The 23334-nt window shown below is 68.6% G+C and carries 22 protein-coding genes and 1 pseudogene; 18 read left to right on the top strand and 5 right to left on the bottom strand.

Features of this window, described 5'->3' with window-relative positions; translation table 11 throughout:
• Positions 1–107: pseudogene (locus MSZK_RS33585) on the bottom strand (ABC transporter permease); the annotation flags it as partial.
• Positions 108–434: 327 nt separating this feature from the next.
• Between MSZK_RS33585 and MSZK_RS14170 the strand changes: the two are divergent.
• The 10 genes from MSZK_RS14170 (at position 435) to MSZK_RS14125 (ending at position 10676) form a co-directional block, all read left to right on the top strand.
• Positions 435–1238 (top strand): SDR family NAD(P)-dependent oxidoreductase, encoded by an 804-nt coding sequence (locus MSZK_RS14170; RefSeq protein WP_099248839.1) that lies wholly within the window; start codon positions 435–437, stop codon positions 1236–1238.
• 409 nt (positions 1239–1647) lie between these two features.
• A complete protein-coding gene (locus tag MSZK_RS14165) occupies positions 1648–2766 on the top strand; it encodes an ABC transporter ATP-binding protein (RefSeq protein WP_099248866.1) in 1119 nt (372 codons plus the stop codon).
• 66 nt (positions 2767–2832) lie between these two features.
• Entirely contained in the window at positions 2833–4017 is a 1185-nt protein-coding gene (locus MSZK_RS14160; protein ID WP_099248837.1) for a spermidine/putrescine ABC transporter substrate-binding protein, read from the top strand.
• A 4-nt stretch (positions 4018–4021) separates the two neighbouring features.
• On the top strand, positions 4022–4897 hold the full coding sequence (locus tag MSZK_RS14155) for an ABC transporter permease (RefSeq protein ID WP_099248835.1): 876 nt from the start codon (positions 4022–4024) through the stop codon (positions 4895–4897).
• 54 nt (positions 4898–4951) lie between these two features.
• Positions 4952–5815, top strand: a complete 864-nt coding sequence (locus tag MSZK_RS14150) for an ABC transporter permease (protein WP_099248833.1) — start codon at positions 4952–4954, stop codon at positions 5813–5815.
• Positions 5816–5875: 60 nt separating this feature from the next.
• Entirely contained in the window at positions 5876–6535 is a 660-nt protein-coding gene (locus tag MSZK_RS14145) for a DedA family protein (RefSeq protein ID WP_099248831.1), read from the top strand.
• Positions 6536–6590: 55 nt separating this feature from the next.
• Positions 6591–7346 carry a hypothetical protein gene (locus MSZK_RS14140; protein WP_099248864.1) on the top strand — a complete coding sequence of 252 codons (756 nt, stop codon included), beginning with the start codon at positions 6591–6593 and terminating at the stop codon, positions 7344–7346.
• Between the two features lie 17 nt (positions 7347–7363).
• Complete coding sequence (locus tag MSZK_RS14135) at positions 7364–8929, top strand: HD domain-containing phosphohydrolase (RefSeq protein WP_233211301.1); 1566 nt, start codon at positions 7364–7366, stop codon at positions 8927–8929.
• A 52-nt stretch (positions 8930–8981) separates the two neighbouring features.
• Complete coding sequence (gene mddA, locus MSZK_RS14130) at positions 8982–9791, top strand: methanethiol S-methyltransferase (protein WP_099248860.1); 810 nt, start codon at positions 8982–8984, stop codon at positions 9789–9791.
• Positions 9792–9854: 63 nt separating this feature from the next.
• Positions 9855–10676, top strand: a complete 822-nt coding sequence (locus MSZK_RS14125; protein ID WP_099248828.1) for a DUF1206 domain-containing protein — start codon at positions 9855–9857, stop codon at positions 10674–10676.
• A 5-nt stretch (positions 10677–10681) separates the two neighbouring features.
• Here the strand turns inward: MSZK_RS14125 and MSZK_RS14120 are convergent, their stop codons facing one another.
• Complete coding sequence (locus MSZK_RS14120) at positions 10682–11473, bottom strand: ketosteroid isomerase family protein (protein WP_199203336.1); 792 nt, start codon at positions 11471–11473, stop codon at positions 10682–10684.
• On the bottom strand, positions 11473–12030 hold the full coding sequence (locus MSZK_RS14115) for a nicotinamidase (RefSeq protein WP_099248824.1): 558 nt from the start codon (positions 12028–12030) through the stop codon (positions 11473–11475). The genes MSZK_RS14120 and MSZK_RS14115 overlap by 1 nt, the downstream gene beginning before the upstream one ends.
• 88 nt (positions 12031–12118) lie before the next feature.
• Between MSZK_RS14115 and MSZK_RS14110 the strand changes: the two genes are divergently transcribed.
• Positions 12119–15049, top strand: coding sequence for an aminotransferase (locus MSZK_RS14110; RefSeq protein WP_099248822.1), 2931 nt, complete (start codon positions 12119–12121; stop codon positions 15047–15049).
• A 14-nt stretch (positions 15050–15063) separates the two neighbouring features.
• On the opposite strand, the gene MSZK_RS14105 is transcribed toward MSZK_RS14110, so the two are convergent.
• Positions 15064–15786, bottom strand: a complete 723-nt coding sequence (locus MSZK_RS14105) for an MBL fold metallo-hydrolase (protein WP_099248820.1) — start codon at positions 15784–15786, stop codon at positions 15064–15066.
• 187 nt (positions 15787–15973) lie between these two features.
• Between MSZK_RS14105 and MSZK_RS14100 the strand changes: the two genes are divergently transcribed.
• From MSZK_RS14100 to MSZK_RS14090, 3 genes are read left to right on the top strand one after another with little or no spacing between them, the layout of a single operon-like run.
• The gene (locus tag MSZK_RS14100; protein WP_099248818.1) at positions 15974–17254 is read left to right on the top strand and encodes a glycosyltransferase family 4 protein; all 1281 of its coding nucleotides are present in this window, start codon (positions 15974–15976) and stop codon (positions 17252–17254) included.
• Positions 17248–17979 (top strand): class I SAM-dependent methyltransferase, encoded by a 732-nt coding sequence (locus MSZK_RS14095; protein WP_099248816.1) that lies wholly within the window; start codon positions 17248–17250, stop codon positions 17977–17979. Before MSZK_RS14100 ends, MSZK_RS14095 begins: the two co-directional genes overlap by 7 nt.
• A complete protein-coding gene (locus tag MSZK_RS14090) occupies positions 17963–19039 on the top strand; it encodes a prenyltransferase (RefSeq protein WP_099248814.1) in 1077 nt (358 codons plus the stop codon). The genes MSZK_RS14095 and MSZK_RS14090 overlap by 17 nt, the downstream gene beginning before the upstream one ends.
• Here the strand turns inward: MSZK_RS14090 and MSZK_RS14085 are convergent.
• Positions 19029–19709 carry a class I SAM-dependent methyltransferase gene (locus MSZK_RS14085; protein WP_099248812.1) on the bottom strand — a complete coding sequence of 227 codons (681 nt, stop codon included), beginning with the start codon at positions 19707–19709 and terminating at the stop codon, positions 19029–19031. The genes MSZK_RS14090 and MSZK_RS14085 overlap by 11 nt on opposite strands.
• A gap of 82 nt (positions 19710–19791) precedes the next feature.
• Here MSZK_RS14085 and MSZK_RS14080 point away from each other — a divergent pair, with 82 nt between their 5' ends.
• The 4 genes from MSZK_RS14080 (at position 19792) to MSZK_RS14065 (ending at position 23157) form a co-directional block, all read left to right on the top strand.
• Complete coding sequence (locus tag MSZK_RS14080) at positions 19792–20364, top strand: TetR family transcriptional regulator (RefSeq protein WP_099248810.1); 573 nt, start codon at positions 19792–19794, stop codon at positions 20362–20364.
• A gap of 131 nt (positions 20365–20495) precedes the next feature.
• Positions 20496–21752: a mechanosensitive ion channel family protein gene (locus tag MSZK_RS14075; protein ID WP_099248808.1), complete on the top strand. Its 1257-nt coding sequence runs from the start codon at positions 20496–20498 to the stop codon at positions 21750–21752.
• Between the two features lie 47 nt (positions 21753–21799).
• Positions 21800–22300, top strand: coding sequence for a DUF6328 family protein (locus MSZK_RS14070; protein WP_099248858.1), 501 nt, complete (start codon positions 21800–21802; stop codon positions 22298–22300).
• A 38-nt stretch (positions 22301–22338) separates the two neighbouring features.
• The gene (locus MSZK_RS14065) at positions 22339–23157 is read left to right on the top strand and encodes a DoxX family protein (protein ID WP_199203335.1); all 819 of its coding nucleotides are present in this window, start codon (positions 22339–22341) and stop codon (positions 23155–23157) included.
• The last annotated feature ends 177 nt before the right edge of the window (positions 23158–23334 follow it).

The following is a 23334-nucleotide window of genomic DNA, read 5'->3' as shown; positions in this document are numbered from 1 at the left end:
ACCGCATCAGCCGACATCGCAAACAAACCACCAACAGCCGCCATCGGGCTCGACAGCCCACTCAACGCGATCCCCGGCGACCAACGATCAGAAGTGCGATTCGTCATGGGTGTCTTCGTCAACCTCCAACGTCGTTGTGGTCATCGACCAAGCGCCATGGCACATGTCGGTCCAAAACTGGAACGTGTTACAACGACGCCAACGCAGATTAGTGCACTTAACGCGCGCTTGGAAGCGAATCCCAGCAATCGAGACCCTGTGACTGGTGGTGTCGGTGTTTCTCCGCATGTCGCCGAGACGCCGTGGGCTCGAGTGTCTCGCCGGCGACCGCGCGGGGCCGCCGGATTCCGGTCAGCGGGATCGTCTTCGCGCGCCGCGCATCACGGCCCACAATGTGTTCCAGTCCCCCATCCCCTAGACAGGAGCCGCCCCGCATGCCGATCTCGCAGCGTTACACCGACCGTCGGGTGCTGATCACCGGCGGCGGCTCCGGCATCGGACAGGCTTGTGTGCTGCGGATTCTCGACGAAGGCGGCCGGGTGGTGGCCGCCGACATCAGCGAGTCCGGCTTGAAAGACACCGTCGCCAAGGCGGATGCCGGCGACCGGTTGACGACGGTGACAATTGACGTCGGTAGTGAGGACTCGGTCAAAGCCGGTGTGGGTGAAGCGATTTCCACCCTCGGCGGTCTTGACACCCTCGTCAATGTGGCGGGCATCCTGCGATCGGATCACTTCCTGGACACCACGTTGGCCGCCTTCGAGCAGGTGCTGCGGGTGAACCTGGTCGGGACCTTCCTGGTGACCCGCGAAGCCATCCCGGCGTTGCGCGCCGGCACCGCCCCGGCGGTGGTGAACTTCAGCTCGACGTCCGCCGGGTTCGCCCATCCCTACATGTCGGCCTACGCCGCGTCGAAGGGCGGCGTGCAGGCGATGACCCATGCGTTGGCAGCAGAGTTCGCCAAGGACGGCATCCGGTTCAACTCCGTGCAGCCCGGGTCGATCTCGTCGGGAATGACCGACGGCAGCGGCGAATCGAAGCAAAGCGTCGGCCCCGGCCTGCCCGAGGATGTCGACTACAGCTTGTTCGGCAGGGTGGCCCCGTTGCTGCCGTTGCCCAAGGGCGAGATCTTCGCCAAGCCCGACGCGGTCGCCAACGTCGTCGCGATGCTGGGCAGCCCGGATGCCTACTTCGTCTCGGGCACCGAGGTCCGCATCGACGGCGGCGCCCATATGTAAGGACCGCGTCGGCCCCGGCGTTGTCGCCGCGGGCTCGCGTGGGCTGCTTCGCCCCGTTGCCGGCGGTAACGATCCCGCCGGCGATCGAACCGATCGTGATTTCCGGCGCTCACGCGCGCCGCAACGGCGATACGATCCGTCCCATCGACACTCGATCCCGTGGTGCCGTCGAATCGAAAGCCGTGTCCCAACCGGGGTGGTGACGAGCGATTCCATCGAAGAATTCATATTTCGTTGCGGAATCGGTTGCGAACCGCACGCAAATCCGCAATCGTTTAGGAGCGAGGTCGGCGGGTCACCCTGCTCGGCCCGCGGGACTAGAGGAGGACGGGCCCTGACCGAGACCGGCGCAGCCGCCACCCAGCAGACCACCGGACACCCCGGACCGAAACGCACCGGAGCGCCGGTCATCGAGATCGACCACGTCGTCAAACGCTTCGAGGACTACATCGCCGTCGCCGACGCCGACTTCTCCATCGGCGCCGGCGAGTTCTTCTCCATGCTCGGGCCCTCCGGCTGCGGGAAGACCACCACCCTGCGCATGATCGCGGGCTTCGAACAACCCACCGAGGGCGCGATTCGCCTCGAGGGTGTCGACGTGTCCCGGGTGCCGCCGCACAAGCGCAACGTCAACACCGTCTTCCAGCACTACGCCCTGTTCCCGCACATGACGGTGTGGGACAACGTCGCCTACGGGCCGCGCAGTCAGAAGAAGGACAAGGCGCAGGTCAAGAAGAGCGTCGACGAGATGCTCGAGGTGGTTCGGCTCACCGATTTCGCCCACCGAAAGCCCGCGCAGCTGTCCGGCGGTCAGCAGCAGCGGGTGGCGCTGGCCAGGGCACTGGTCAACTACCCGAGTGCGCTGCTGCTCGACGAGCCGCTCGGCGCTCTGGACCTCAAACTGCGCCACGTCATGCAGTTCGAGCTCAAGCGCATCCAGCGCGAGGTCGGCATCACGTTCGTCTACGTGACCCATGACCAGGAAGAGGCGCTCACGATGAGCGACCGGATCGCGGTCATGAACGCCGGCAACGTCGAACAGATCGGCTCCCCGACCGAGATCTACGACCGCCCCGCGACGGTCTTCGTGGCCGGCTTCATCGGCCAGGCCAACCTGTGGCACGGCCGCCAGACCGGCCGGGTCAACCGCGACTACGTCGAGGTCGAGGTGCTGGGCACCAAGCTCAAGGCCCGCCCGGGTGACACCACGATCGAGCCCGGCGGCCAGGCCACCCTGATGGTCCGCCCGGAACGCGTGCGGGTGTCGATGGATCAGCCCACCGGCGACGTCGCGACCGTCGCCGCCAAGGTCGTCGACTTGACTTTCCAGGGGCCGGTGCTGCGACTGTCGCTCGCCGCCGCCGACGATTCGCCGATCCTGGCCCATGTCGGACCGGAGCAGAATCTGCCGATGCTGCGCCCCGGCGACGACGTGTTCGCGGCCTGGGCTCCCGACGCGTCGCTGGTTTTGCCTGCGGCCGACATTCCGACCACCGAAGATCTCGAAGAGATGCTCGACGACTCGTAGTTTCTCGACCGAATCCGATCCGCCGCTTCGTCCCCCGACCTCCCCCAACGAAAGGCTCCACGGCACATGGCCACAGAGATCGACCCCCGGATCCTCGCTTCGCTGTCCTCACGACGCCGCTTCATCGGCGGCGGTGCCGCCGCGGCGGCCGCCCTGGTCCTGGGACCGTCGTTCCTGGCCGCGTGTAGCAAGTCGGACAACTCGAGCAGTTCGAGCGGCCCGGCCACCCCGTCCGACGACGGCTCGCCGGCCACCGGGAAACTGCGGATCTCCAACTGGCCGCTGTACATGGCCGACGGCTTTGTGGCCGCCTTCCAGACCGCGACCGGTCTGACCGTGGACTACAAAGAGGACTACAACGACAACGAGGAATGGTTCGCCAAGAACAAGGAACCGCTGTCGCGCAAGCAGGACATCGGTGCCGATCTGGTGGTGCCCACCCAGTTCATGGCTGCCCGCCTCAACGGGCTGGGCTGGCTCAACACCATCAGCGAGTCGCGCTGGACGAACAAGAAGAACATGCGCGAGGACCTGCTCAACGCCAAGGCCGACCCGGGCCGCAAGTTCAGCGCACCCTACATGTCGGGCATGACCGCGCTGGCCTACAACCGGGCGGCCACCGGGCGCGACATCACCAAGATCGACGACCTGTGGGATCCGGCGTTCAAGGGCAAGATCAGCCTGCTCGCCGATACCCAGGACGGCTTGGGCATGATCATGCTCTCCCAGGGCAGCTCGGTGGAGGACCCCACCAGCGACGGCGTCAACAAGGCGGTCGCCCTGATCAAGGAGCAGAAGGACAAGGGACAGATCCGCCGCTTCACCGGCAACGACTACGCCGACGACCTCGCGTCGGGCAACGTCGTGATCGCCCAGGCTTATTCGGGCGACGTGGTGCAGCTGCAGAAGGACAACCCCGACCTGAAGTTCGTCGTGCCGGAATCCGGCGGCACCACGTTCGTCGACACCATGGTGATCCCCTACACCACGCAGAATCAGAAGGCCGCCGAGACCTGGATCAACTACGTCTACGACCGGGCCAACTACGCCAAGCTGATTGCGCACACCCAGTACGTGCCGGTGCTGTCGGACATGACCGACGAGCTCAACAAGATCGATCCGGGTTTGGCGACCAACCCGCTGATCAACCCGCCGCAGGCCACCCTGGAGAAGCTCAAGACCTGGGCCGCACTCACCGACGAGCAGACCGCGGAGTTCAACAAGGCCTACGCCGAAGTCACCGGCGGCTGACGCGATGGCGGGAGTAGCCAGTAGCAACCGGCAGCGGAGCAAGCTCGCGCCCTACCTGATGATCCTGCCCGCGCTTGCGTACCTCGGGGTCTTCTATGTGGTGCCGTTCATCTCGTTGTTCCGGACGTCCCTGTCGAACATGGGCGGCTCGATCTATCTGCCCAAGCTGACCTTCGCCTGGGATTTCAGCAACTACGGCCACGCGCTGACCGAGTACCAGGACCAGATCCTGCGTTCGTTCGGCTATGCGTTGGCCGCCACGGTGCTGTGCGTGCTGCTGGCTTTCCCGCTGGCCTACGTCATCGCATTCAAGGCCGGTCGCTACAAGAATCTGCTCCTGGGTCTGGTGATCCTGCCGTTCTTCGTGACGTTCCTGATCCGCACGCTGGCGTGGAAGACGATCCTGGCCGACGACGGCTGGGTGGTGCACGCACTGGGCACGATCGGGCTGCTGCCCAGTGAAGGGCGCCTGTTGTCGACCGGCTGGGCCGTGGTCGGCGGCCTGACCTACAACTGGATCATCTTCATGATCCTGCCGCTGTACGTCAGCCTGGAGAAGATCGACGCCCGGCTGCTGGAGGCCTCCCGCGATCTGTACGCCACCAACCGCCGGATGTTCGGCAAGGTGATCATGCCGCTGGCGATGCCCGGCGTGCTGGCCGGCAGCATGCTGGTCTTCATTCCGTCGGTCGGTGACTTCATCAACGCCGACTACCTGGGCAGCACCCAGACCAGGATGATCGGCAACGTCATCCAGAAGCAGTTCTTGGTGGTCAAGGACTATCCGGCCGCCGCCGCACTCAGCTTCGTGCTGATGGCGCTCATCCTCATCGGCGTTCTGATCTACACCCGCGCCCTGGGCACGGAGGACCTGGTATGACAGCGAAGCGGGATCGCGCATGACGACCCAGCGAGAAGCGAAGCGGGATCGCGCATGACGACCGAGGCCGGCGCGGCGATCGCCCAGACCATCGACCACGGCGGGCTGGCCAAACCGGGCCGCAACATCCGGGGCACGTTCAAGCTCGGCGACGTGGCGCTGCGCGTCGTCGCTGCCCTGGTGCTGTTCTATCTGTTCCTGCCGATCCTGGTGATCGTGGTCTTCTCGTTCAACAAACCAGCCGGGAAGTTCAACTACACCTGGCAGGGCTTCACGCTGGACAACTGGGCCAACCCGTTCAAGTATCCGGCGCTGACCGAAGCGCTCAAGCTGAGCCTGAACGTCGCCGCGGTGTCCACCCTGATCGCCGTGGTGCTGGGCACCCTGGTTGCCATTGCCCTTGTCCGGCAACGGTTCCGGGGCAGCAAGGCGGTCGACACCTTCCTGGTGCTGCCACTCACCTCGCCCGAGGTCGTGATGGGTGCCTCGCTGCTGACCCTGTTCCTCGACCTGGGTTGGGCCACCGGTTACGCGACAATCCTGATCGCCCATGTCGCATTCGAGATCAGCTTCATAGCGATGACCGTGCGAGCGCGGATCCGCGGCTTCGACTGGACGCTCGAAGACGCCTCACTGGATCTGGGCGCGGGCCCCACCCGGACGTTCTTCCGGGTGACCCTGCCGCTGGTCGTGCCGGGCATCGTGGCCGCCGCGATGTTGTCGTTCGCGCTCTCCCTGGACGACTTCATCATCACCTACTTCGTCAGCGGTTCGACGGTGACGTACCCGCTGTACGTGAACGCGGCCGTGAAAGCGGCTGTGCCGCCTCAGATCAACGTGCTGGCCACCGCGATCCTGGTGATCAGCCTGCTGCTGCTGGGCGTCGGGACGCTGTACCGCCGCAAGCGCGACGGCTGAGCCCGACACGCAACCCGGGGTTTGTCCCGGTAACCGCCGTCGATACGGCATCCTTGGCGGGTGACGGTCGACGCGATCCTGGAATCCATCCCACCGCTGGCGGTGTACCTGGTCGTCGGGCTGATCATCGGCATCGAAAGCCTGGGCATCCCGCTGCCGGGCGAGATCGCACTGGTGAGCGCGGCGCTGCTGGCCTCACGGCACACCCTCGACATCGACCCGGTGTGGGTCGGGGTGTCCGCCACCCTCGGCGCCGTCATCGGTGACACGATCGGCTACACCATCGGCAGGCGTTTCGGGATGGGCCTGTTCGAACGACTGGGCGCGCGCTTCCCGAAACACTTCGGCCCCGGCCACGTGGCCCTGGCCAAGCAGTTGTTCGCCCGGTGGGGTGTATGGGCGGTGTTCTTCGGGCGCTTCATCGCGCTGTTGCGGATCCTGGCCGGGCCGTTGGCCGGTGCACTGCACATGCGCTACCCGCACTTCCTGGCCGCCAACGCATCCGGCGCACTGTGCTGGGCCGGCGGCACCACCGCGGTGGTCTACTACCTCGGCCTGGCCGCCGAGAAATGGCTGTCCCGGTTCTCCTGGATCGCGCTGGTGGTCGCGATCGTCGCCGGCATCGGACTGACCCTGCTTCTCAAAGAGCGCACCCGCAGCCTGATCGCCCAGCTCGAGGCCGAGCACGACTGGGAGACCCTGCGCAAACCGCAGAAGTAGATCTGGGGCAGTTGCCCCATGACCGGATCCACCGCACGCGACCACCATGGGGGGCATGTCCTCGATCACCACACCGCAGACCGCGGTGCACGCCATCACCACCGATCCCACCCTGCCGGCCGGCACCGACGAGCGGGTCAGCGGGTTCGGCATCATGGGCCTGCCGTTCGACTCCGGTCACTACCTGGCCTACCGCGACTTCCCCGCCGCCTCGTTCTCCCCTGCCTACCGCTCGGTGTGGCACCGCGCCCCCGACGGTCAATGGACGTTCTACGCCAGCACTCCCGCCGAGCAGAGCTGCGCACGCTACTTCAGTTCCGCGACAACACGTCCGGCGGTGCAGTGCCACATCACCACGTCCTGGACCGATCCCTGGTCGCTGACCATCGCGATTCCCGGAGTGCTGCGCTGGACTGTCGGCATGGCCGACACCGTCGCCACCCGGGCCGCCAGCCGGGCCGGACGGGCACTGCCCGAGTGGGCCTGGGCCAGTCCACCGGTGCTGGCCGCCATGGGCCGGGTGGCCGGCCCGCTGCTGGGGACCGGAGAGATGCGGCTGACCGGCAGCGCGCCCAACGGCCAGGGTTTTCGTGTTGCCCCGCGTCAGATCTGGGTGGTCCGCGAGGCCCGGGCGGTGCTGGACGGCACCGACCTCGGCCGGCTCGCCCCGCTGGCCCGGCAGGCCCGGCTGGCTGATTTTCGGCTGCCGCAGCGGGGCCTGTGCGTGATCGGCACGGCCCGGTTCGACAGCTTCGATCTGCGGCGCCACCAGCCGGCCGGGCACACCGTGACGACGAGCCCACGGTGTTAGGGAGCACAATCAAGCGCGTGGCGCCACGCACCGGCCGGCCGCCCGGCACACCAAGCCGTGCCGAGCTGCTGGCCGCGCTGTCGGTGGCCATCGACCTCGGCCTGGGTCAGCCCGCCGAGCACATGCTGCGCGCCGCGCTGATCGGCACCCGGATCGCCGACCGGCTGGGTCTCGACCACGACCAACGCGCGTGCGTGTACTACACGACGCTGGTGATGTGGATCGGCTGCCATGCCGACTCCCACGAGTTCGCGCAGTGGTTCGGCGACGACATCGCGGTGCGCCGGGACTCGTACTTCGTCGACTGGGCGGGATTGCCGTATCTGCGCTTCCTGACTGCCAACGTCGGCCGCGGCGAGCCCGTGGCGCAGCGACTGACAGCCGTCGCGTCCCTGCTGATAAACGCGCGCGGCAACATGTCGGCGCTCATCCACTCGCACTGCACCTCCGCGGCACTACTGGCCGACCGCCTGGGACTGGGATCCGCGGTCCAGGACGCGCTGGGGTTTGGCTTCGAACGCTACGACGGGCGCGGGCTGCCCGGCGGGGTACGCGGCACCGAGATCCCGATCGAGATGCGGGTCGCCCAGCTTGCCGACATGGCCGAGGTGCACCACCGCACCGGCGGGGTGATCGCCGCGACCGACATGGCCGCGCAGCGCAGCGGTCACCAATTCGATCCGGCGGTGGTCGAGGCGTTCACCGCCGACGCGGAGGCTATCCTCGCCGGCCCACCCGCAGGCGAGGTCTGGGAGGCCGCACTGTCCTGCGCCCCCGATCGCGACGAGCCGCTGCTGCAGCAGTCGCTCGACGATTTGCTTGTGGCACTCGGGGATTTTGTCGATTTGAAATGCCCTTTCACCCTTGGACATTCGCGCGCCGTGGCGAAGCTTGCCGGTGACGCCGCCGAGGTGGCCGGCCTGGGTGCTGACGCGGTCACGCTGGTCCGGCGGGCCGGGCACGTGCACGACCTGGGCCGGATCGGGGTCTCCAACCAGATCTGGTCCAAGCCGGCGCCGTTGTCGGCGGCCGAGTTCGAGCGGATGCGCCTGCACCCGTACCTCACCACACGAATCCTGAGCCGGATCAGCGGCCTCGAACTGCTCGCCCAGGTCGCCGGCAACCACCACGAATGTGTGAACGGCACCGGCTATCCCCGCAACCTGCCCGGCGCTGCGCTCGGCATGCCCGATCGGGTGCTGGCCGCGGCGGTCACCTACCAATCCGCGCTGGAGCCGCGACCGTATCGCCGCACACTCGATCCGGCGGCGGCCGCGCGGCGGGTGCGAGACCGGGTGCGCGACGGCGAACTGGACGCCGTGGCCGCCGAGGCCGTACTGCACGCGGCCGGGCACAACACCCGCAGGCCGGGAACGCGGCCCGACGGGCTGACACCCCGCGAGATCGAGGTGCTGTGCCTGGTGGCGCGGGGCGCCTCCAACAAGGAGATCGCCACCGCGCTGGTGATCAGCGAGAAGACCGCCCGCAATCACGTGGAGCGGACCTACGCGAAGATCGGCGTCGGCAACCGCATCGGGGCGAGCCTGTACGCGCTGCGACACGGGCTGACCGAGCCGCTGTAGTTGAGGCGATTGCCCCATGATCGGCGGGCCGGGCCCGACCAGCATCGAGGGTATGACACACAATCCTTCGTCCACCCGGACCCGCCGCATCCTGGCCGCCGGATACGGGACGCTCAGTTACCTCGTCTTCCTCGTCGCGTTCTGTTACGCCATCGGCTTCGTCGGGGGCATCGTGGTGCCCCGCACCGTCGACCGGGGCATCGACGGCGTCCCGGCAGGGCTGGCATTCGCCGTCAACACCGCACTGCTCGGGCTGTTCGCGGTGCAGCACAGTGTGATGGCCAGGCCTGCCTTCAAGCGGTGGTGGACACGCTTCGTGCCTCCGGTGATCGAACGGAGCACCTACGTACTGCTCGCCAGTCTCGTTCTCCTGCTGCTGTATTGGCAGTGGCGCACGATGCCGGCGATTGTCTGGCAGATCGACCAGCCGGCGCTCCGGCTGCTGCTGTGGGCGCTGTTCGCGGCCGGTTGGGTCACCGTGCTGGCCGCGACCTTCATGATCGACCATTTCGAGTTGTTCGGCCTGCGACAGGTTTTCGCGTCCTGGCGCCGCACACCGCGCGCCGAGACGGGCTTCCGGGCGTCTCTGCTCTACCGGCTGGTTCGCCACCCGCTGATGCTCGGCTTCCTGGTCGCGTTCTGGGCGGCGCCGACGATGACGGCGGGGCATCTGCTGTTCACGCTCGGCACCACCGGCTACATCCTGATCGCCCTGCGGCTCGAGGAGCGCGACCTGATCGCGCACCTTGGCGACGACTACCTGGATTACCGCGCCGGCGTACCGATGCTGATACCCGGCGCGCGTGCGCGGCGGGCCACCCGCGTCGCGACCGGCTGCCCGGTGCACGGGAGGTCGGCATAGGGTCGCACCGCGGCGCCGGCCGGCCGAGTTTGTCGGAGGCCCGTGCGGGGAAGCCCGATCGTCATGGCCGACAGTGCGATGCACGGTGCCGTGCGGGCAGCCACCGACAGCAGAGCCTTCGAGGTAGCCGCGAGGGCGGGATACAGCATCAGCGGCATCCTGCATCTCGTGATCGCCTACATCATCGTGCGGCTGGCATTCGGTTCGGGCGGCAACGCCGACCAGTCCGGCGCGCTGGCCACCCTGGCGGCCCAACCCGGCGGCTCCGTCGTCCTCTGGCTTGCCGCGGCCGGTCTGATCGCGCTGGCACTGTGGCGCGTCGCCGAGACCGTCTTGGGCTCTCATCCCAGCGAGCCGGGGCACGAGCACGACGGCGCCTCCGACCTGTTCGACCGGGCCAAGTCCGCCACGCTGGCCGCCGTCTATGCCGGCATCGCGCTGGCCGCGGTCCGCTTCGCCGGCGGGGGCGGACAGTCCAACAGCGCACAGAACACCGGCTTGACCGCTCGGCTGCTCCAAACCAGTTGGGGCAAAGGACTTTTGCTGATCGCCGCAGTGGTGATCGTCAGCGTCGGCGGGTACCACGTCTACAAGGGCGTGTCGACGAAATTCGAGAAGGACCTCACGGTCAGCGGCGGCGGGCCGCTGATCACCCCGCTGGGCATCGCCGGCTACACCGCGAAGGGAGTGGTGTTGGGCGGTGCCGGGGTGCTGCTCGCCGTGGCGACCGCGACCGCCGACCCCAGCAAGGGGGCCGGGCTGGACGCCGCCGTGAAGAGCCTGGGCGAGGCCCCGTTCGGCAAAGTCCTGCTGCTCGCGGCGGCGGTCGGTTTCGCCGCCTACGGCGCCTACTGCTTCGTGCTGGCGCGGTACGCGCGGATGTGACGTAGCTACTCGGCGAAGTACCGCAGCCGGGTGATCGCACCGCCTGCCGCACCGAGTTCGGCGATCAGCACCCCCGGTCGAGCGCCGCGCAGGGATGCGGTCACCGACGAGCCCGCGGCGATCAACTTGGTCCACGACGTGCCCGCCAGCTCGTCGCTGAAGGCACCGAATTTCAGCGGCGTGCTCTCACCACGGGTGATCACGGCTCCCGGCGCCAGCGAGCGCCATGAGCGCAACTGGTCACCGGCGGCGACCGCGTCGAGGAAGTCCCGCACCCTACGTTTGCCCCGGAACCGGGCGCCACGGAAGCCGGCCGCGAAACCGAGCGATCCCCGCAGCCCCTGGTTGCGGATCAGGGCGCGGCCCAGCTCGAGGGCCTGTGGACCCGCCGACAACCCGTTGCCTGCGAACTGCAGCACCATCGCCGGCAGCTCCCAATAGGCCCGGAGACGGTCGATGCGCCAGTCCCCCGCCACGTCGCGCAGGTCATACCGCAACACCGCCGGGATCTGCATCGTCACCACCGGGCCCATCCCGACCTCGAGTACGACATCACGGATCACCGTCGACTCGGACACGATGTCGGCCTCGTGGCGGAACACGATCCGGCGCGGCGCGATGAAAGTGTCGTAGAACCGGCCGATCTGAGCGGGCCCGACATGCGGGCGCGAGCCCACCGGATCCTCCACCCGGCCGTCGGTGGCGAACAGGCCGACCCAGCCTGCGCGGTCGTGTTCGGCGGCCATCAGCGGCGACCGGTCGACGGCGTCGACCAGAACCGAGCGGGGTGCCGGCATCACGCGCTACGCACCAATTCGACTCCGCGGGCGCGCATGTCGTCGAGCGCCTCGGCGGTCGATCCGGGCGCGACGCCGGCGGTGAGATCGACCAGGACCCGGGTGGTGAACCCGGCCCGGGCGGCGTCGGCAGCGGTCTGGCGCACGCAGTAATCGGTTGCTATCCCGGCGATGTCGACCTCGTCGACACCGCGGGCGCGTAACCAGTCGGTCAGCGAGGTGTGGTCGGTGGCGCGTTCGAAGCCGCTGTAGGCCGCCGTGTAAGCCCCTTTGTGGAACACCTCCTCGATCGGCGCGGTGTTCAGGTCGGGATGGAATTCGGCGCCGGCGGTCCCGGCCACGCAGTGCCGCGGCCACGAGTCGATGTAGTCGGGTTGGTCGGCGAAATGCGCTCCGGGATCCACGTGGTAGTCCTTGGTCGCGACCACGTGGTCGTAGCCGTGGTCGCCGGCGAGCAACGCGTTGATCGCCCGCACCACCGCGCCCGCGCCGGTCACGGCCAGCGATCCACCCTCGCAGAAGTCGTTCTGCACATCGACGACGATCAGCGCCCGCATCTGCCCACCGTATCGGCAGATCCGGTGGCGTAGTACCGCGGCAGTACAGTGAGATCGCCGAACCGCGAGATGAGGACGCACGTAGCCGATGACACTGTTCGACTTCTTCAACACCGAGGAACTTCCGGTGCCGGCGATCAGCCCGGACCAGGCCCGCGGCATCGTCAAGACACACTTCGGTGTCGACGCGCAGGTGACCGCGCTCGGCAGCCAACAGGATGCGAACTTCCTGCTCAGCGGCTCGGGCGGCGGGCCGGTGGGCGTACTCAAGATCGCCAATCCGGCGTTCTCCCGAATCGAGCTCGAGGCCCAGGACGCCGCGGCAGCTCACATCAGCGGTTGCGAGCCCGGTGTCCGAACCGCCGTCAATGTGGCGCTGCCCGGGGTGCCGGCGATCGCCGAGGTGCCCGGCGAGGGCGGCGCGGTGCTGCACGCCCGGATCATCGCCCACCTGGCGGGCGGCACGATGAGCGGCGATCAGTACGTCAGCCCGGCCCGGGCGGCGGCACTGGGCACCCTGGCCGGCCGGACCGCCCGCGCGCTGGCCGGCTTCGAGCATCCGGGCGTGGACCGGATCCTGCAGTGGGATCTGCGGCACGCCCAGCGCACCGTCGAGGTCCTCGCCGCACACGTCACCGACGCCGCCCGGCGCGAGGCCGTCGAGGCCGCCGCAGGCGCCGCCTGGCACGTGGTCGCCGATCTGGCCGAGGACCTGCCGGTTCAGGTGATCCACGGCGACATCACCGACGACAACGTGGTGTGCGGTTCCACCGAGACCGGCCAGATGCCCGACGGCATCATCGACCTGGGTGACCTGACCCGCTCCTGGACGGTCGGCGAGCTGGCGATCGCGGTGTCGTCGCTGCTGCGCCACGAGGGCGGTGAACCCGCCGCGACCCTGGCTGCCATCGCGGCGTTCCACGCGGTGCGCCCACTGAGCCCCGCCGAGATCGAGGCGCTGTGGCCGCTGGTGGTGCTGCGTGCGGCAGTGCTGGTGGTCAGCGGCATCCACCAGGCCGCGATCGACACCGACAACGTCTACGCCACCAGCGCGCTGGACTTCGAATGGCGGATCTTCCAACGCGCCGTCGAGGTGCCCAGTGAGGTGATGACCGGCCAGATCCGCGCCCTGTTGGGCAGCGCGCACCAGGCCGAGCCGCTGCCGGTCGACACCCGGCTGATCGGGGGCCTGGCCGCCGGCGACGTGGTGCGGCTGGACCTGTCCGCCGAAGCCGATGCCATGGACGGCGGCCGCTGGCTGGCCGCGGGCTGCGAGGGTGAACTCGTCGCCGAGGCGCTCGCCGGCGGCGCCACCGCGGTGGTGAGCGCGTTCGGCCAACCCCGCCTGACCCGCACGGTGCCGCTGAGTTCCCAGTCGGCGGCCACCGTGGGCACCGGGGTGGACCTGTGGCTGGGGGTGCCGATGCCGATCACCGCGCCGTGGGCCGGCGTGGTCGAGACCGTCACCGCCGACGGCGTCACCCTGACCGGCACCTCGGCCACGGTTGCGGTGCGGGGCGGGCTACGCGTCGACGACCGGCTGCGGCCGGGCCAGAGCGTGGCCGCGGGCGCCGCGCTGGGCACCGCCGACGGTCAGCTGTGGATCCAGTGCCGCACCCGGCCCGAGCTGACGGTCCCCGATTTCGTCCGGGCCGAGTACGCCGAGGGCTGGTTGAGCCTGGTCCAGGACCCCAGCGCGCTGCTCGGCCTGCCGCCGGTGGGGTCGGCAGCCGACGACGGCGAAGCGCTGTGGCGGCGCCGGGCGCATTCGTTCGCCTCGGTGCAGGAGCACTACTACCTCAACCCGCCGCGCATCGAGCGCGGCTGGCGGGAGCACATGCTGGCCAACGACGCCCGCAGCTACCTCGACATGGTCAACAACGTCGCGATCCTGGGACACGGCCATCCGGTGCTGGCCGACGCCGTTGCCCGCCAGTGGCGCCGGCTCAACACCAACTCGAGGTTCAACTACGGCGCGGTCGTCGAGCTCTCGGAGCGGCTGGCCGCCACCCTGCCCGACCCGCTGGACACGGTGTTCCTGGTCAACTCCGGCTCGGAGGCCGGTGACCTGGCGCTGCGGCTGGCGATGGCCACCACCGGCCGGCACGACGTGGTCGCGGTCGCCGAGGCCTACCACGGCTGGACCTATGCCACCGACGCGGTGTCGACGTCGGTCGCCGACAACCCCAACGCGCTGGCCACCCGGCCGGGATGGGTGCACACGGTGCCCTCGCCCAACGCCTACCGCGGCGAACATCGCGGCCCGGACGCCTCGCGCTACGCGCCTGAGGCCGTCGAGATCATCGAACACCTTGCCGCGCAAGGAAAGCCGCCGGCGGCGTTCATCTGTGAGCCGTTCTACGGCAACGCCGGCGGGATGGCGTTGCCCGACGGCTACCTCAAGGCCGTCTATGCGGCGGTGCGCGCGGCGGGCGGTCTGGCCATCGCCGACGAGGTGCAGGTCGGCTATGGCCGCACGGGACGGTGGTTCTGGAGCTTCCAGCAACAGGACGTGGTGCCCGACATCGTCACCGTCGCCAAGGCGATGGGCAACGGCCAGCCGCTCGGGGCAGTGATCACCACCCGGGAGATCGCCGAGAAATACCGCACCCAGGGTTACTTCTTCTCCTCGGCCGGCGGCAGCCCGGTTTCCTGCGTGGTGGGTCTGACGGTGCTCGACGTGCTGGAGTCCGAGGGGTTGCAGAGCAACGCCCTGACCATCGGCGATCACCTCAAGACTCGCATCGAGGAGCTGGCGACCCGCCACGAGCTGATCGGCACCGTGCACGGCAGCGGCTTGTACATGGGGGTCGAGCTGGTGCGCGACCGCGCGACACTGGAGCCGGCCGTCTCCGAGACCTCGGCGATCTGCGAGCGCCTGCTCGAGCTGGGCGTCATCGTCCAGCCCACCGGCGATCGGCAGAACGTGCTCAAGGTCAAACCCCCGATGTGTATCACCCGGGAATCGGCCGACTTCTTCGTCGACATGCTCGACCGGGTGCTGTCGACCGGCTGGTGAGTCAGCTCGCCTCGTCAGCCCCCGGGGCTGGAAGTCACGCGAGCGGCGAGCCAGTCGCGCTGTGCACGCACGAACGCGGCGTCCACCACGGCGCCGTGGCCGGGGACGTAGCGGGCGTCCGGACCGCCGAGGGCCAGCACCCGGTCCAGCGCGTGCGGCCAGGCCGGTAGGTCCGAGCCGGCGTCGATCGCCGGGTCGGCGGACTCTTCGACCAGGTCGCCGCAGAACACCACCGGGCGCTGATCCGGCGCGAGCGCGGGGACGACGACCACCAGGTCATGGCCGGTATGGCCGGGACCGGGCGACACGAGATGGGCCCGGCGGCCGCCCAGATCCAGATCAGCGGTCGTCACGACGTGGTCGGGCGCGCGGACTCCGGCGATCGCCCGCTCCAGCTGGTCCGGGTTGGTCCCATAGCTCAGCGCATGCTCGCGAACCTCACCGATTCGCGTGGTCAGCGCCTCGGCGACGGCGTCCGGCGCATATAGGACGGCCGTACCGAACCCCGCCGACCCCAGAATGTGGTCGAAATGGTGGTGGGTCATCACCAGATCCGTCACCGCTGCGCCGGTGAGTTCAGCCACGTCGGCGGCGATCCTAGCTGCTTCGGAAAGCGTTGTGCCGCAATCGATCAACAGGATCTTCTGGTCGCCCCGCACCAACCCGACGGTGACGTCGAGGAACGGGAGCCGACAGCGGTGCACACCGTCGGACAGCTCTTCCCAGTCGTAGTGCATCACCGGTGAAGATAGTCCCTGACATAGGGTGGGACCGGGTTACGTTGCAGTATGTAGCTAAGCGAATTATAGTCCAGACACATGTCCAGACAGCTCGCTGACCGTGTCCGGTTGTTTACACGATGACATACGCGAGCCCGGCGGGTACCCCGGCCGTATCGGTCATGGACGTTGCAGGAGTGTGAAAATGCGGATTGCGTTGCTGTCCTACCGCAGCAAAACCCACTGTGGCGGGCAGGGCGTCTATGTTCGGCACCTCAGTCAGGGCTTGGTGGAACTCGGCCATGACGTCGAGGTGTTCTCCGGCCAGCCCTACCCCGAGATCCTCGACCCCCGGGTCCGGCTGACCGAGGTCCCCAGCCTGGACCTCTACCGGGAACCCGACCCGTTCCGGGTGCCGCGGCCCAGCGAGATCCGGGACCGCATCGACGTGCTCGAGCTGGCGACGATGTGGACGTCGGGCTTCCCCGAACCCCGCACGTTCAGCCTGCGTGCCGCCCGGCTGCTGGCCGCCCGCCGCGGCGAGTTCGACATCGTGCACGACAACCAGTGCCTGGGCACCGGACTACTCCGGATCGCCGAGATGGGCCTTCCCGTGGTCGCCACCGTGCACCACCCGATCACCCGGGACCGGGTGCTCGACATGGCCGCCGCCAAGTGGTGGCGAAAGCCATTGGTGCACAGGTGGTATGGCTTCGCGCAGATGCAGAAGAAGGTCGCAAGGAGTATCCCCGACCTGCTCACGGTGTCGACGTCGTCGGCCACCGACATCGCAGACGACTTCGGCGTCAGCCCGCAGCAGCTGCGGGTCGTGCCGCTGGGAGTGGACACCGAGCTGTTCAAGCCGTCCGACCGGCCGCGGGTCCCGGGCCGCATCATCGCGATCTCCAGCGCCGACCGCCCCCTCAAGGGGATTGGACACCTGCTGCACGCGGTGGCCAAGTTGCGCACCGAGCACGACCTGGAGCTGCAACTGGTGGCCAAGCTCGAGCCGAACGGTCCGACCGAGAAACTGATCGCCGAACTGGGCATCAGCGATATCGTGCACACCTCCAGCGGACTTTCCGACGAGGAGCTGGCCGCGCTGTTCGCGTCGGCCGAGATCGCCTGCATCCCCTCGCTGTACGAGGGGTTCTCACTGCCCGCGGTGGAAGCCATGGCCAGCGGCACGCCCATCGTGGCCAGCCGGGCCGGGGCGCTGCCCGAGGTCCTCGGCGCCGACGGCGAATGCGCCGACCTCGTGACACCGGGCGACGTCAACGAGCTGATCGCGGCACTCGGCAACCAGCTGGATTCCCCCGCGCGCCGGCAGTGGCTGGGCACCGCGGGCCGCCGTCGGGCACTCGACGTGTTCAGCTGGGAATCGGTCGCCGCGCAGACAGTGCGGGTGTACGAGCAGGCTATCGCACGGACCGGCCGCGCCGGCCGGATCGCCGACAGCGTCGAGGCGGTGGACGAACCATGCTGACCGTGGACTACGACCGGCTCGCTGTCGGACCAGGAACAAAGGTCATCGACGTCGGTGCCGGCGCCGGGCGGCACAGCTACGAGGCCTACCGCCGCGGCGCCGATGTCATCGCCTTCGACCAGGACGCCGCCGGGCTGGCCGAGGTCGACACCCTGCTGCAGGCGATGGGCCAGGCCGGCGAGGCTCCCGCGTCGGCCAAGGCACAGGTCGTGGTCGGCGACGCTCTGGCCCTGCCCTATCCCGACGGCGAATTCGACTGCGTGATCGCCTCGGAGATCCTCGAGCACATCCCCGACGACGACGCCGCGATCGCCGAGCTGATCCGGGTGCTCAAGCCTGGCGGCAAACTGGCAGTGACCGTGCCGCGCTGGTTGCCCGAGCTGATCTGCTGGCTGCTGAGCGACGAATACCACGCCAACGAGGGCGGCCACATCCGCATCTACAAGGCCGACCAGCTGCGCGACAAGCTGGTCCGCGGCGGTCTGGAGTTCACCCACGCTCACCACGCGCACGCACTGCATTCGCCGTTCTGGTGGCTCAAATGCGCGGTCGGCGTGGAGAAGCCGAACCACCCCGTGGTCAAGGCGTATCACCAGCTGCTGGTGTGGGACATGATGTCCCGGCCCGCCCTGACCCGGGTGACCGAAGCCGCGCTCAATCCGCTGGTCGGCAAGAGCGTGGCCCTTTACTTCGAGAAGCCGATCACGAATGTCGCGCCCGTCTGAGCTCGAGGGCGTGCCCGGCGTGGCCGGCATCCTCACTCCCCAGCAATGCCGCCAGACGGCGGAATCCATTGCCGCCGTGCAGGAGTCGTCGGGTGAGATCCCGTGGTCGGAGACCGGGCACACCGACGTGTGGGATCACGTCGAGTGCGCGATGGCCCTGACCGCCGCCGGGTTGCTCGAACCCGCCCAGGCCGCCTACGAATGGTGCCGCCGCGAGCAACGCGCCGACGGTTCCTGGCCGATCCAGTACCGCCGCGGGGTGATCGAAGACGCCAACAGCGACAGCAACTTCTGCGCCTACCTCGCCGCCGGTGTGTGGCACCACTTCCTGGTCACCGGTGACGTCCGGTTCGCCGAGCACATGTGGCCGTCGGTGCGCGCCGGCATCGACTTCGTTCTCGGCCTTCAGGCCGGGACCGGCGAGATCTACTGGGCCCAAGGGCCGTCCGGCGTCATTCCGGAGGCATTGCTGACCGGGTGTGCCAGTGTGTACCACAGCATCCGCTGCGCGGTGGCGCTCGCCGACCGCATGGACGACCCGCAGCCCGAATGGGAGGTTGCGCTGGGCCGGCTGGGCCACGCCATCGCCGAGCACCCGGACGCCTTCACCGAGAAGCCCCACCACTCGATGGACTGGTACTACCCGATCCTCGGCGGCGCCCTACGCGGCCCGCAGGCCTCCGCCCGGATCGCCCAGCGCTGGGACGACTTCGTCGTGGACGGCCTGGGCATCCGCTGCGTCGACGACCGCCCGTGGGTGACCGGGGCCGAGACGTGCGAACTCGTGATGGCTCTGGACGCGATGGGCGACCGGCACCGGGCCCTCACCCAGTTCGCCGCCATGCAGCATCTGCGCGAGCAGGACGGCTCCTACTGGACCGGACTGGTGTTCGCCGACGGCAAGCGCTGGCCGGTCGAGCGCACGACGTGGACCGGAGCGGCGGTCATCTTGGCCGCCGACGCGCTGTCCTCGACCACGTCGGGCAGCGGCATCTTCCGGGCCGCGGATCTGCCGCGCGGCCTGGAAGGCGACTACGACTGTGAATGCGTCAGGCGCTGACCGGGTCCTCGCCGGCCGAACCGGCGACGCGTTCGAGCACCCGCAGCGAGCCGGCGCTGCCGACCTCGGTGAAGTGACCGGAATCCAGTGCGCGGCAATAGATGTGGTACGGCGGTCGACCACCATCACGCGGGTCCGGAAAGACGTCGTGAATGACGAGCGCCCCGCCGGGCTCCACCCACTTGGCCCAGCCGTCGAAGTCCTGCTGGGCGGCCGTCTCGCTGTGTCCGCCGTCGATGAACAACAGCCGCAACGGCGTCCGCCAGCCGCGGGCCACCACCGGCGACTTGCCCACCACCGCGACGATGGTGTCCTCGAGGTCGGCGGCATCCAGCGTGCGCCGGAACGTGGGCAGCGTGTCGAACCGGCCGCTGACGGGGTCGACCATCGACGTGTCGTGGAACTCCCACCCCGCCTGGTGTTCCTCGGAGCCGTGATGATGGTCGACGGTGTAGAGCACACTGCCGGTCGCCGCGGCGGCAGCGCCCAACATGACCGTGGACTTGCCGCAGTAGGTACCGATCTCGACGGCCACTCCGCCGTCGAGATAGCGGATCGCCGCGTCGTAGAGCGCCCGGCCCTCGTCGGCGGGCATGAAGCCGACGACCTGTTCGGCCAAGTTGAAAAGGCGGGAAGTTTGCGCTGCGGCGGTGGTGTCGGTGCGGCTCATGTTCCGAACCTAACCCTTACGCATGGTCGATGGCCAGCGCGCACCTTGTCGCTGCAGGTGGGTTGTAGTAGCGTCCGGACATGTGTCTGATCCGGTAGCTCGGGAATCGACGCGACGCCGGTTGACAGCAAAGCAGGCCGCCACGGTCGACCGCTTGGGCCGCGCCGCCGTCGACGTGCTCAGCCGGGAAGGATTCTCCGGTCTGACGATCCGGATGGTCGCCGCCGAGGCCGGGGTCGGCGCGGCCACCGCCTACACCTACTTCTCGTCCAAGGAGCATCTGGTCGCCGAGGTGTTCTGGCGCCGGCTGGCTTCCACGCCCGTCCCGCCCGACGACTCCCCCGACCAGATCGACCGGGTGGTGACCGTGCTCCGCCATATCGCACTGCTGGTCGCCGACGAGCCGGAGCTGGCCGGCGCCGTCACCACCGCCCTGCTGGGCAAGGATCCCGACGTCGAGCACCTCCGGTTCCGCATCGGCCGCGAGATTCATCAACGGCTGACTTCAGCCCTTGGCGCACAATGCGATTCGAACGTCGTCGAATCTCTGGAACAGCTCTACGCCGGCGCCCTGGTACGCGCAGGCATGGGCTACGCCTCCTACACCGAGATCGCCGCCCGGCTGGAGGCCTCGGCCCGCCTGCTGCTTGCCTGACCGCGGTGTGAGAGCGGTCTCAATGGTGTTGGGCGCGCCTTGAACCACGGCCCGAGGGGTACGCGAATGCATCGGGGCGAAGTGCGTCCCGGTCATCGATGAGTCACCGCTGGGAGGAGTGACGCCGCCTGATGCCTGAAGACACCGACCTGAGTTCGGCCGCGAGCTTTGCCGTGATGGCCGCCTGGGTGGCCGGCGGGCTGATCGTCGCCTACGGGGCGGGGGCAGTGCTGTCCTGGACACTGCACCGCCTCGGCCGGCGAAGCGATCTGCTCGCCGACGTGGCCCGGCTGACCCGCAGACCGGCGCGTGCGGTCCTGATGATGATCGCGGCACTCACCGCGTTCGACCGGGTCACCGATGGTCAGGCGTTCTGGCGCAACAGCGTTCACCAGGTGATGGTGATCCTGCTGATCGCCGCGGTCACCTGGGTGGTGAGCAGCCTTGTCATGGTCGCCGAACAGCGAGTGATCGCTCGATTCGGCGGGGGTGATGCGCAGATGACCGATGCGGACCGCCACCGCCGCAAGATCCGCACCCAGGTCACGGTGCTGCGCCGGATCGGCGTCGCCATCGTCATCGTCATCGGCACCGCGGCGGCCCTGATGACGTTCCCCTCGTTCGTCGACCTCGGCCGGACCTTGTTCGCCTCCGCCGGAGTGCTGTCGGTGGTGGCGGGCCTGGCCGCGCAGACGTCGCTGGGTGCGGCGTTCGCCGGGATCCAGATCGCATTCTCCGACGCCATCCGCGTCGGCGATGTGGTGGTCCTCGAAGACGAGTGGGGGCGGATCGAGGAGATCACGCTGACCTATGTCGTCGTGCATCTCTGGGATGAGCGACGGCTGGTGCTGCCTTGCACGTACTTCACCACGACCCCCTTCCAGAACTGGACTCGACAGGCCACCGAGCTGCTCGGCACCGCAGAACTGGATGTGGATTTCACCGTCCCCCTGGACGGCATGCGCGCGGAACTGGACCGGCTGCTGTCCGCCAGCGATCTCTGGGACGGCCGAGTCGGAGTCCTTCAGGTCACCGACGCGGTCGGCGGACATCTGCGGGTTCGGATGCTGGTGAGCGCCGCCAACGCCGGCGCCCTCTTCGACCTTCGGTGCACGGTGCGCGAGGGCATGGTCCGCTGGCTGCAGCGAACCAACCCGGGTGCGCTGCCGCGCTGGCGCATCGAGCAGTTTCGCGAGGCGTCGGCGAACCTGGAGACCCACGACGCCGTCACGCCCAGCCACCGCAGGGCCGACGCCCAACTCTTCAGCGGCAGCCCACAGGCCGAGCAGCGCGGACGCACGTTCGAAGGTCCCGGGCCCGAGGCCATGGCAGAGCGTGCCGAAACGCCTGCACTCGCCGAGGCGCGCAACGACCGCCGGTCACGGTGACCGCTTCGGCCGGGTTTCACCGCACGCGCACGGGGAATGCCCACCTGGTGGATGTCGACCATCCCGAGTTGGACCAGCGCTGGAACGCCGCGGCCCGGTCCGAGACCGAAGCGGAGCGGCTGGACCGCAACTGGTCCAGCCTGCTTCAGGAGCTCCGGGTCACCCAGACCGGCGTCCAACTGCTGACCGGGTTTCTGCTGATGTTGCCATTCCAGCAGCGATTCGACCGGCTCGGGTTCGGGCTCCACCTGGCCTATCTGGCCACCGTCGTCTGTTCGTTGATCGCCACCGTGTTGCTGGTCGCACCGGTCGGCATGCACCGGCTACTGTTTCGCCGGCACAAGCTCCGCCCGCTGGTGTCCACGGCGCACCGGTTCGCGTTCGGTGGCCTGCTCTTGCTGGGCGCGGCGCTGACCGGGGTCGCCACCGTGGTGTTCGGTGCGGTCCTCGGCGATGGTGCCGGTGCGCTCGCCGGTGTCGTGACCGGAGTCTTGATGTTGCTTGCGTGGGTGGCCTACCCGCTGTGGATGCGTCACCTCGACGCCTGACGGGTTTGACCCGCCAGGACCTAGGGAATCCCGCCGCCATGTTGATTCGCAGAGTTGCCCGGCCCATGCTGGCGGCGGTGTTCATCGGTCAAGGATTCGAAGCGCTGAGGAGCCCGAAGCCGGCCGCAGAGGCCGCCCGACCGGCGCTCGAAGGATTGCAGAAACTACCCGACCCGGTCGGCTCCGGAGTGCCGAGCGATCCGGAGACGTTCGCCAAGATCACCGCAGCGGTGCAGATCGGCGGCGGCTTGTTGCTGGCGTCCGGCCGCCTGCCGCGGGTGGCCTCGGCGGCGTTGGCTGCCACGGTGATTCCGGCCAACCTCGGCGCGCACATGTTCTGGGACGAACCCGACCAACAGCTCAAAGCCGAGAAGCGCCGCGCCTTCCTGACCGATCTGAGCTTGCTGGGTGGGCTGATCATCGCCTCGGCCGACACCGCGGGCAAGCCGTCGCTGGGCTGGCGTGGACGTCGCGCGGCACGCAAGGTCAGCGAAGCCGTCGCCACCAGCCTGCCAGGCTCGAATCACGGTCTGCTGGATAGTGATCTGCTGGACAAGGTCGGTCCGAAGGTGGGCCATGGACTCCAGGTCGGTGCCGAACGCGGCCGCGAACTGGCGCTGGTCGCCGGCGAGCGCACCGCGCCGTTGCTGGAGACGGCCCGCAAGCGCGGGGCGGAATTGGCCGAGATCGCCCGCGAGCGCGGGTTGGAGTTGGCCGATGTCGCCCGCGAGCGCGGAGCCGAATTCGCCGACGTGGCCAGGGATCAAAGCGGTGAGTGGGTCGACACCACCCGCACCCGCGCCGAGAAGGCCGGCAAGAAGGCCCGCAAGGAAGCCAAGAGGCTGGCCAAGAGTTGAGCATTCGGATCGCGCCGCGGTGAAGCTCCTGCCGGGTTCGGCCGCAAGGGTAGATTGGGCCGGACCGACATCAGCGGGAGGAGCGAGCAATGACCACGGGTGACTACGATCCCAACGCGTACGGCCAACCCGGTGGCTATCCTCCGCCTCCGCCGACCGGACAGCCCGGCAGCTACC

Origin of the sequence: Mycobacterium sp. shizuoka-1, assembly GCF_002723835.1 — a bacterium.
Taxonomy (GTDB): Bacteria; Actinomycetota; Actinomycetes; order Mycobacteriales; family Mycobacteriaceae; genus Mycobacterium.
Note: the sequence above shows the minus strand (reverse complement) of the source record. Positions and strands in the feature narration are given on the sequence as shown.

What these genes read in the sequence shown, in the direction of transcription:
- MSZK_RS14170 (WP_099248839.1), top strand. Translation starts at nt 435, where the DNA reads ATGCCGATCTCGCAGCGTTACACCGACCGTCGGGTGCTGATCACCGGC.
- MSZK_RS14160 (WP_099248837.1), top strand. Translation starts at nt 2,833, where the DNA reads ATGGCCACAGAGATCGACCCCCGGATCCTCGCTTCGCTGTCCTCACGA.
- MSZK_RS14155 (WP_099248835.1), top strand. Translation starts at nt 4,022, where the DNA reads ATGGCGGGAGTAGCCAGTAGCAACCGGCAGCGGAGCAAGCTCGCGCCC.
- MSZK_RS14150 (WP_099248833.1), top strand. Translation starts at nt 4,952, where the DNA reads ATGACGACCGAGGCCGGCGCGGCGATCGCCCAGACCATCGACCACGGC.
- MSZK_RS14140 (WP_099248864.1), top strand. Translation starts at nt 6,591, where the DNA reads ATGTCCTCGATCACCACACCGCAGACCGCGGTGCACGCCATCACCACC.
- mddA (WP_099248860.1), top strand. Translation starts at nt 8,982, where the DNA reads ATGACACACAATCCTTCGTCCACCCGGACCCGCCGCATCCTGGCCGCC.
- MSZK_RS14125 (WP_099248828.1), top strand. Translation starts at nt 9,855, where the DNA reads ATGGCCGACAGTGCGATGCACGGTGCCGTGCGGGCAGCCACCGACAGC.
- MSZK_RS14120 (WP_199203336.1), bottom strand. Translation starts at nt 11,473, where the DNA reads ATGCCGGCACCCCGCTCGGTTCTGGTCGACGCCGTCGACCGGTCGCCG.
- MSZK_RS14115 (WP_099248824.1), bottom strand. Translation starts at nt 12,030, where the DNA reads ATGCGGGCGCTGATCGTCGTCGATGTGCAGAACGACTTCTGCGAGGGT.
- MSZK_RS14110 (WP_099248822.1), top strand. Translation starts at nt 12,119, where the DNA reads ATGACACTGTTCGACTTCTTCAACACCGAGGAACTTCCGGTGCCGGCG.
- MSZK_RS14105 (WP_099248820.1), bottom strand. Translation starts at nt 15,786, where the DNA reads ATGCACTACGACTGGGAAGAGCTGTCCGACGGTGTGCACCGCTGTCGG.
- MSZK_RS14100 (WP_099248818.1), top strand. Translation starts at nt 15,974, where the DNA reads ATGCGGATTGCGTTGCTGTCCTACCGCAGCAAAACCCACTGTGGCGGG.
- MSZK_RS14095 (WP_099248816.1), top strand. Translation starts at nt 17,248, where the DNA reads ATGCTGACCGTGGACTACGACCGGCTCGCTGTCGGACCAGGAACAAAG.
- MSZK_RS14090 (WP_099248814.1), top strand. Translation starts at nt 17,963, where the DNA reads ATGTCGCGCCCGTCTGAGCTCGAGGGCGTGCCCGGCGTGGCCGGCATC.
- MSZK_RS14085 (WP_099248812.1), bottom strand. Translation starts at nt 19,709, where the DNA reads ATGAGCCGCACCGACACCACCGCCGCAGCGCAAACTTCCCGCCTTTTC.
- MSZK_RS14075 (WP_099248808.1), top strand. Translation starts at nt 20,496, where the DNA reads ATGCCTGAAGACACCGACCTGAGTTCGGCCGCGAGCTTTGCCGTGATG.
- MSZK_RS14065 (WP_199203335.1), top strand. Translation starts at nt 22,339, where the DNA reads ATGTTGATTCGCAGAGTTGCCCGGCCCATGCTGGCGGCGGTGTTCATC.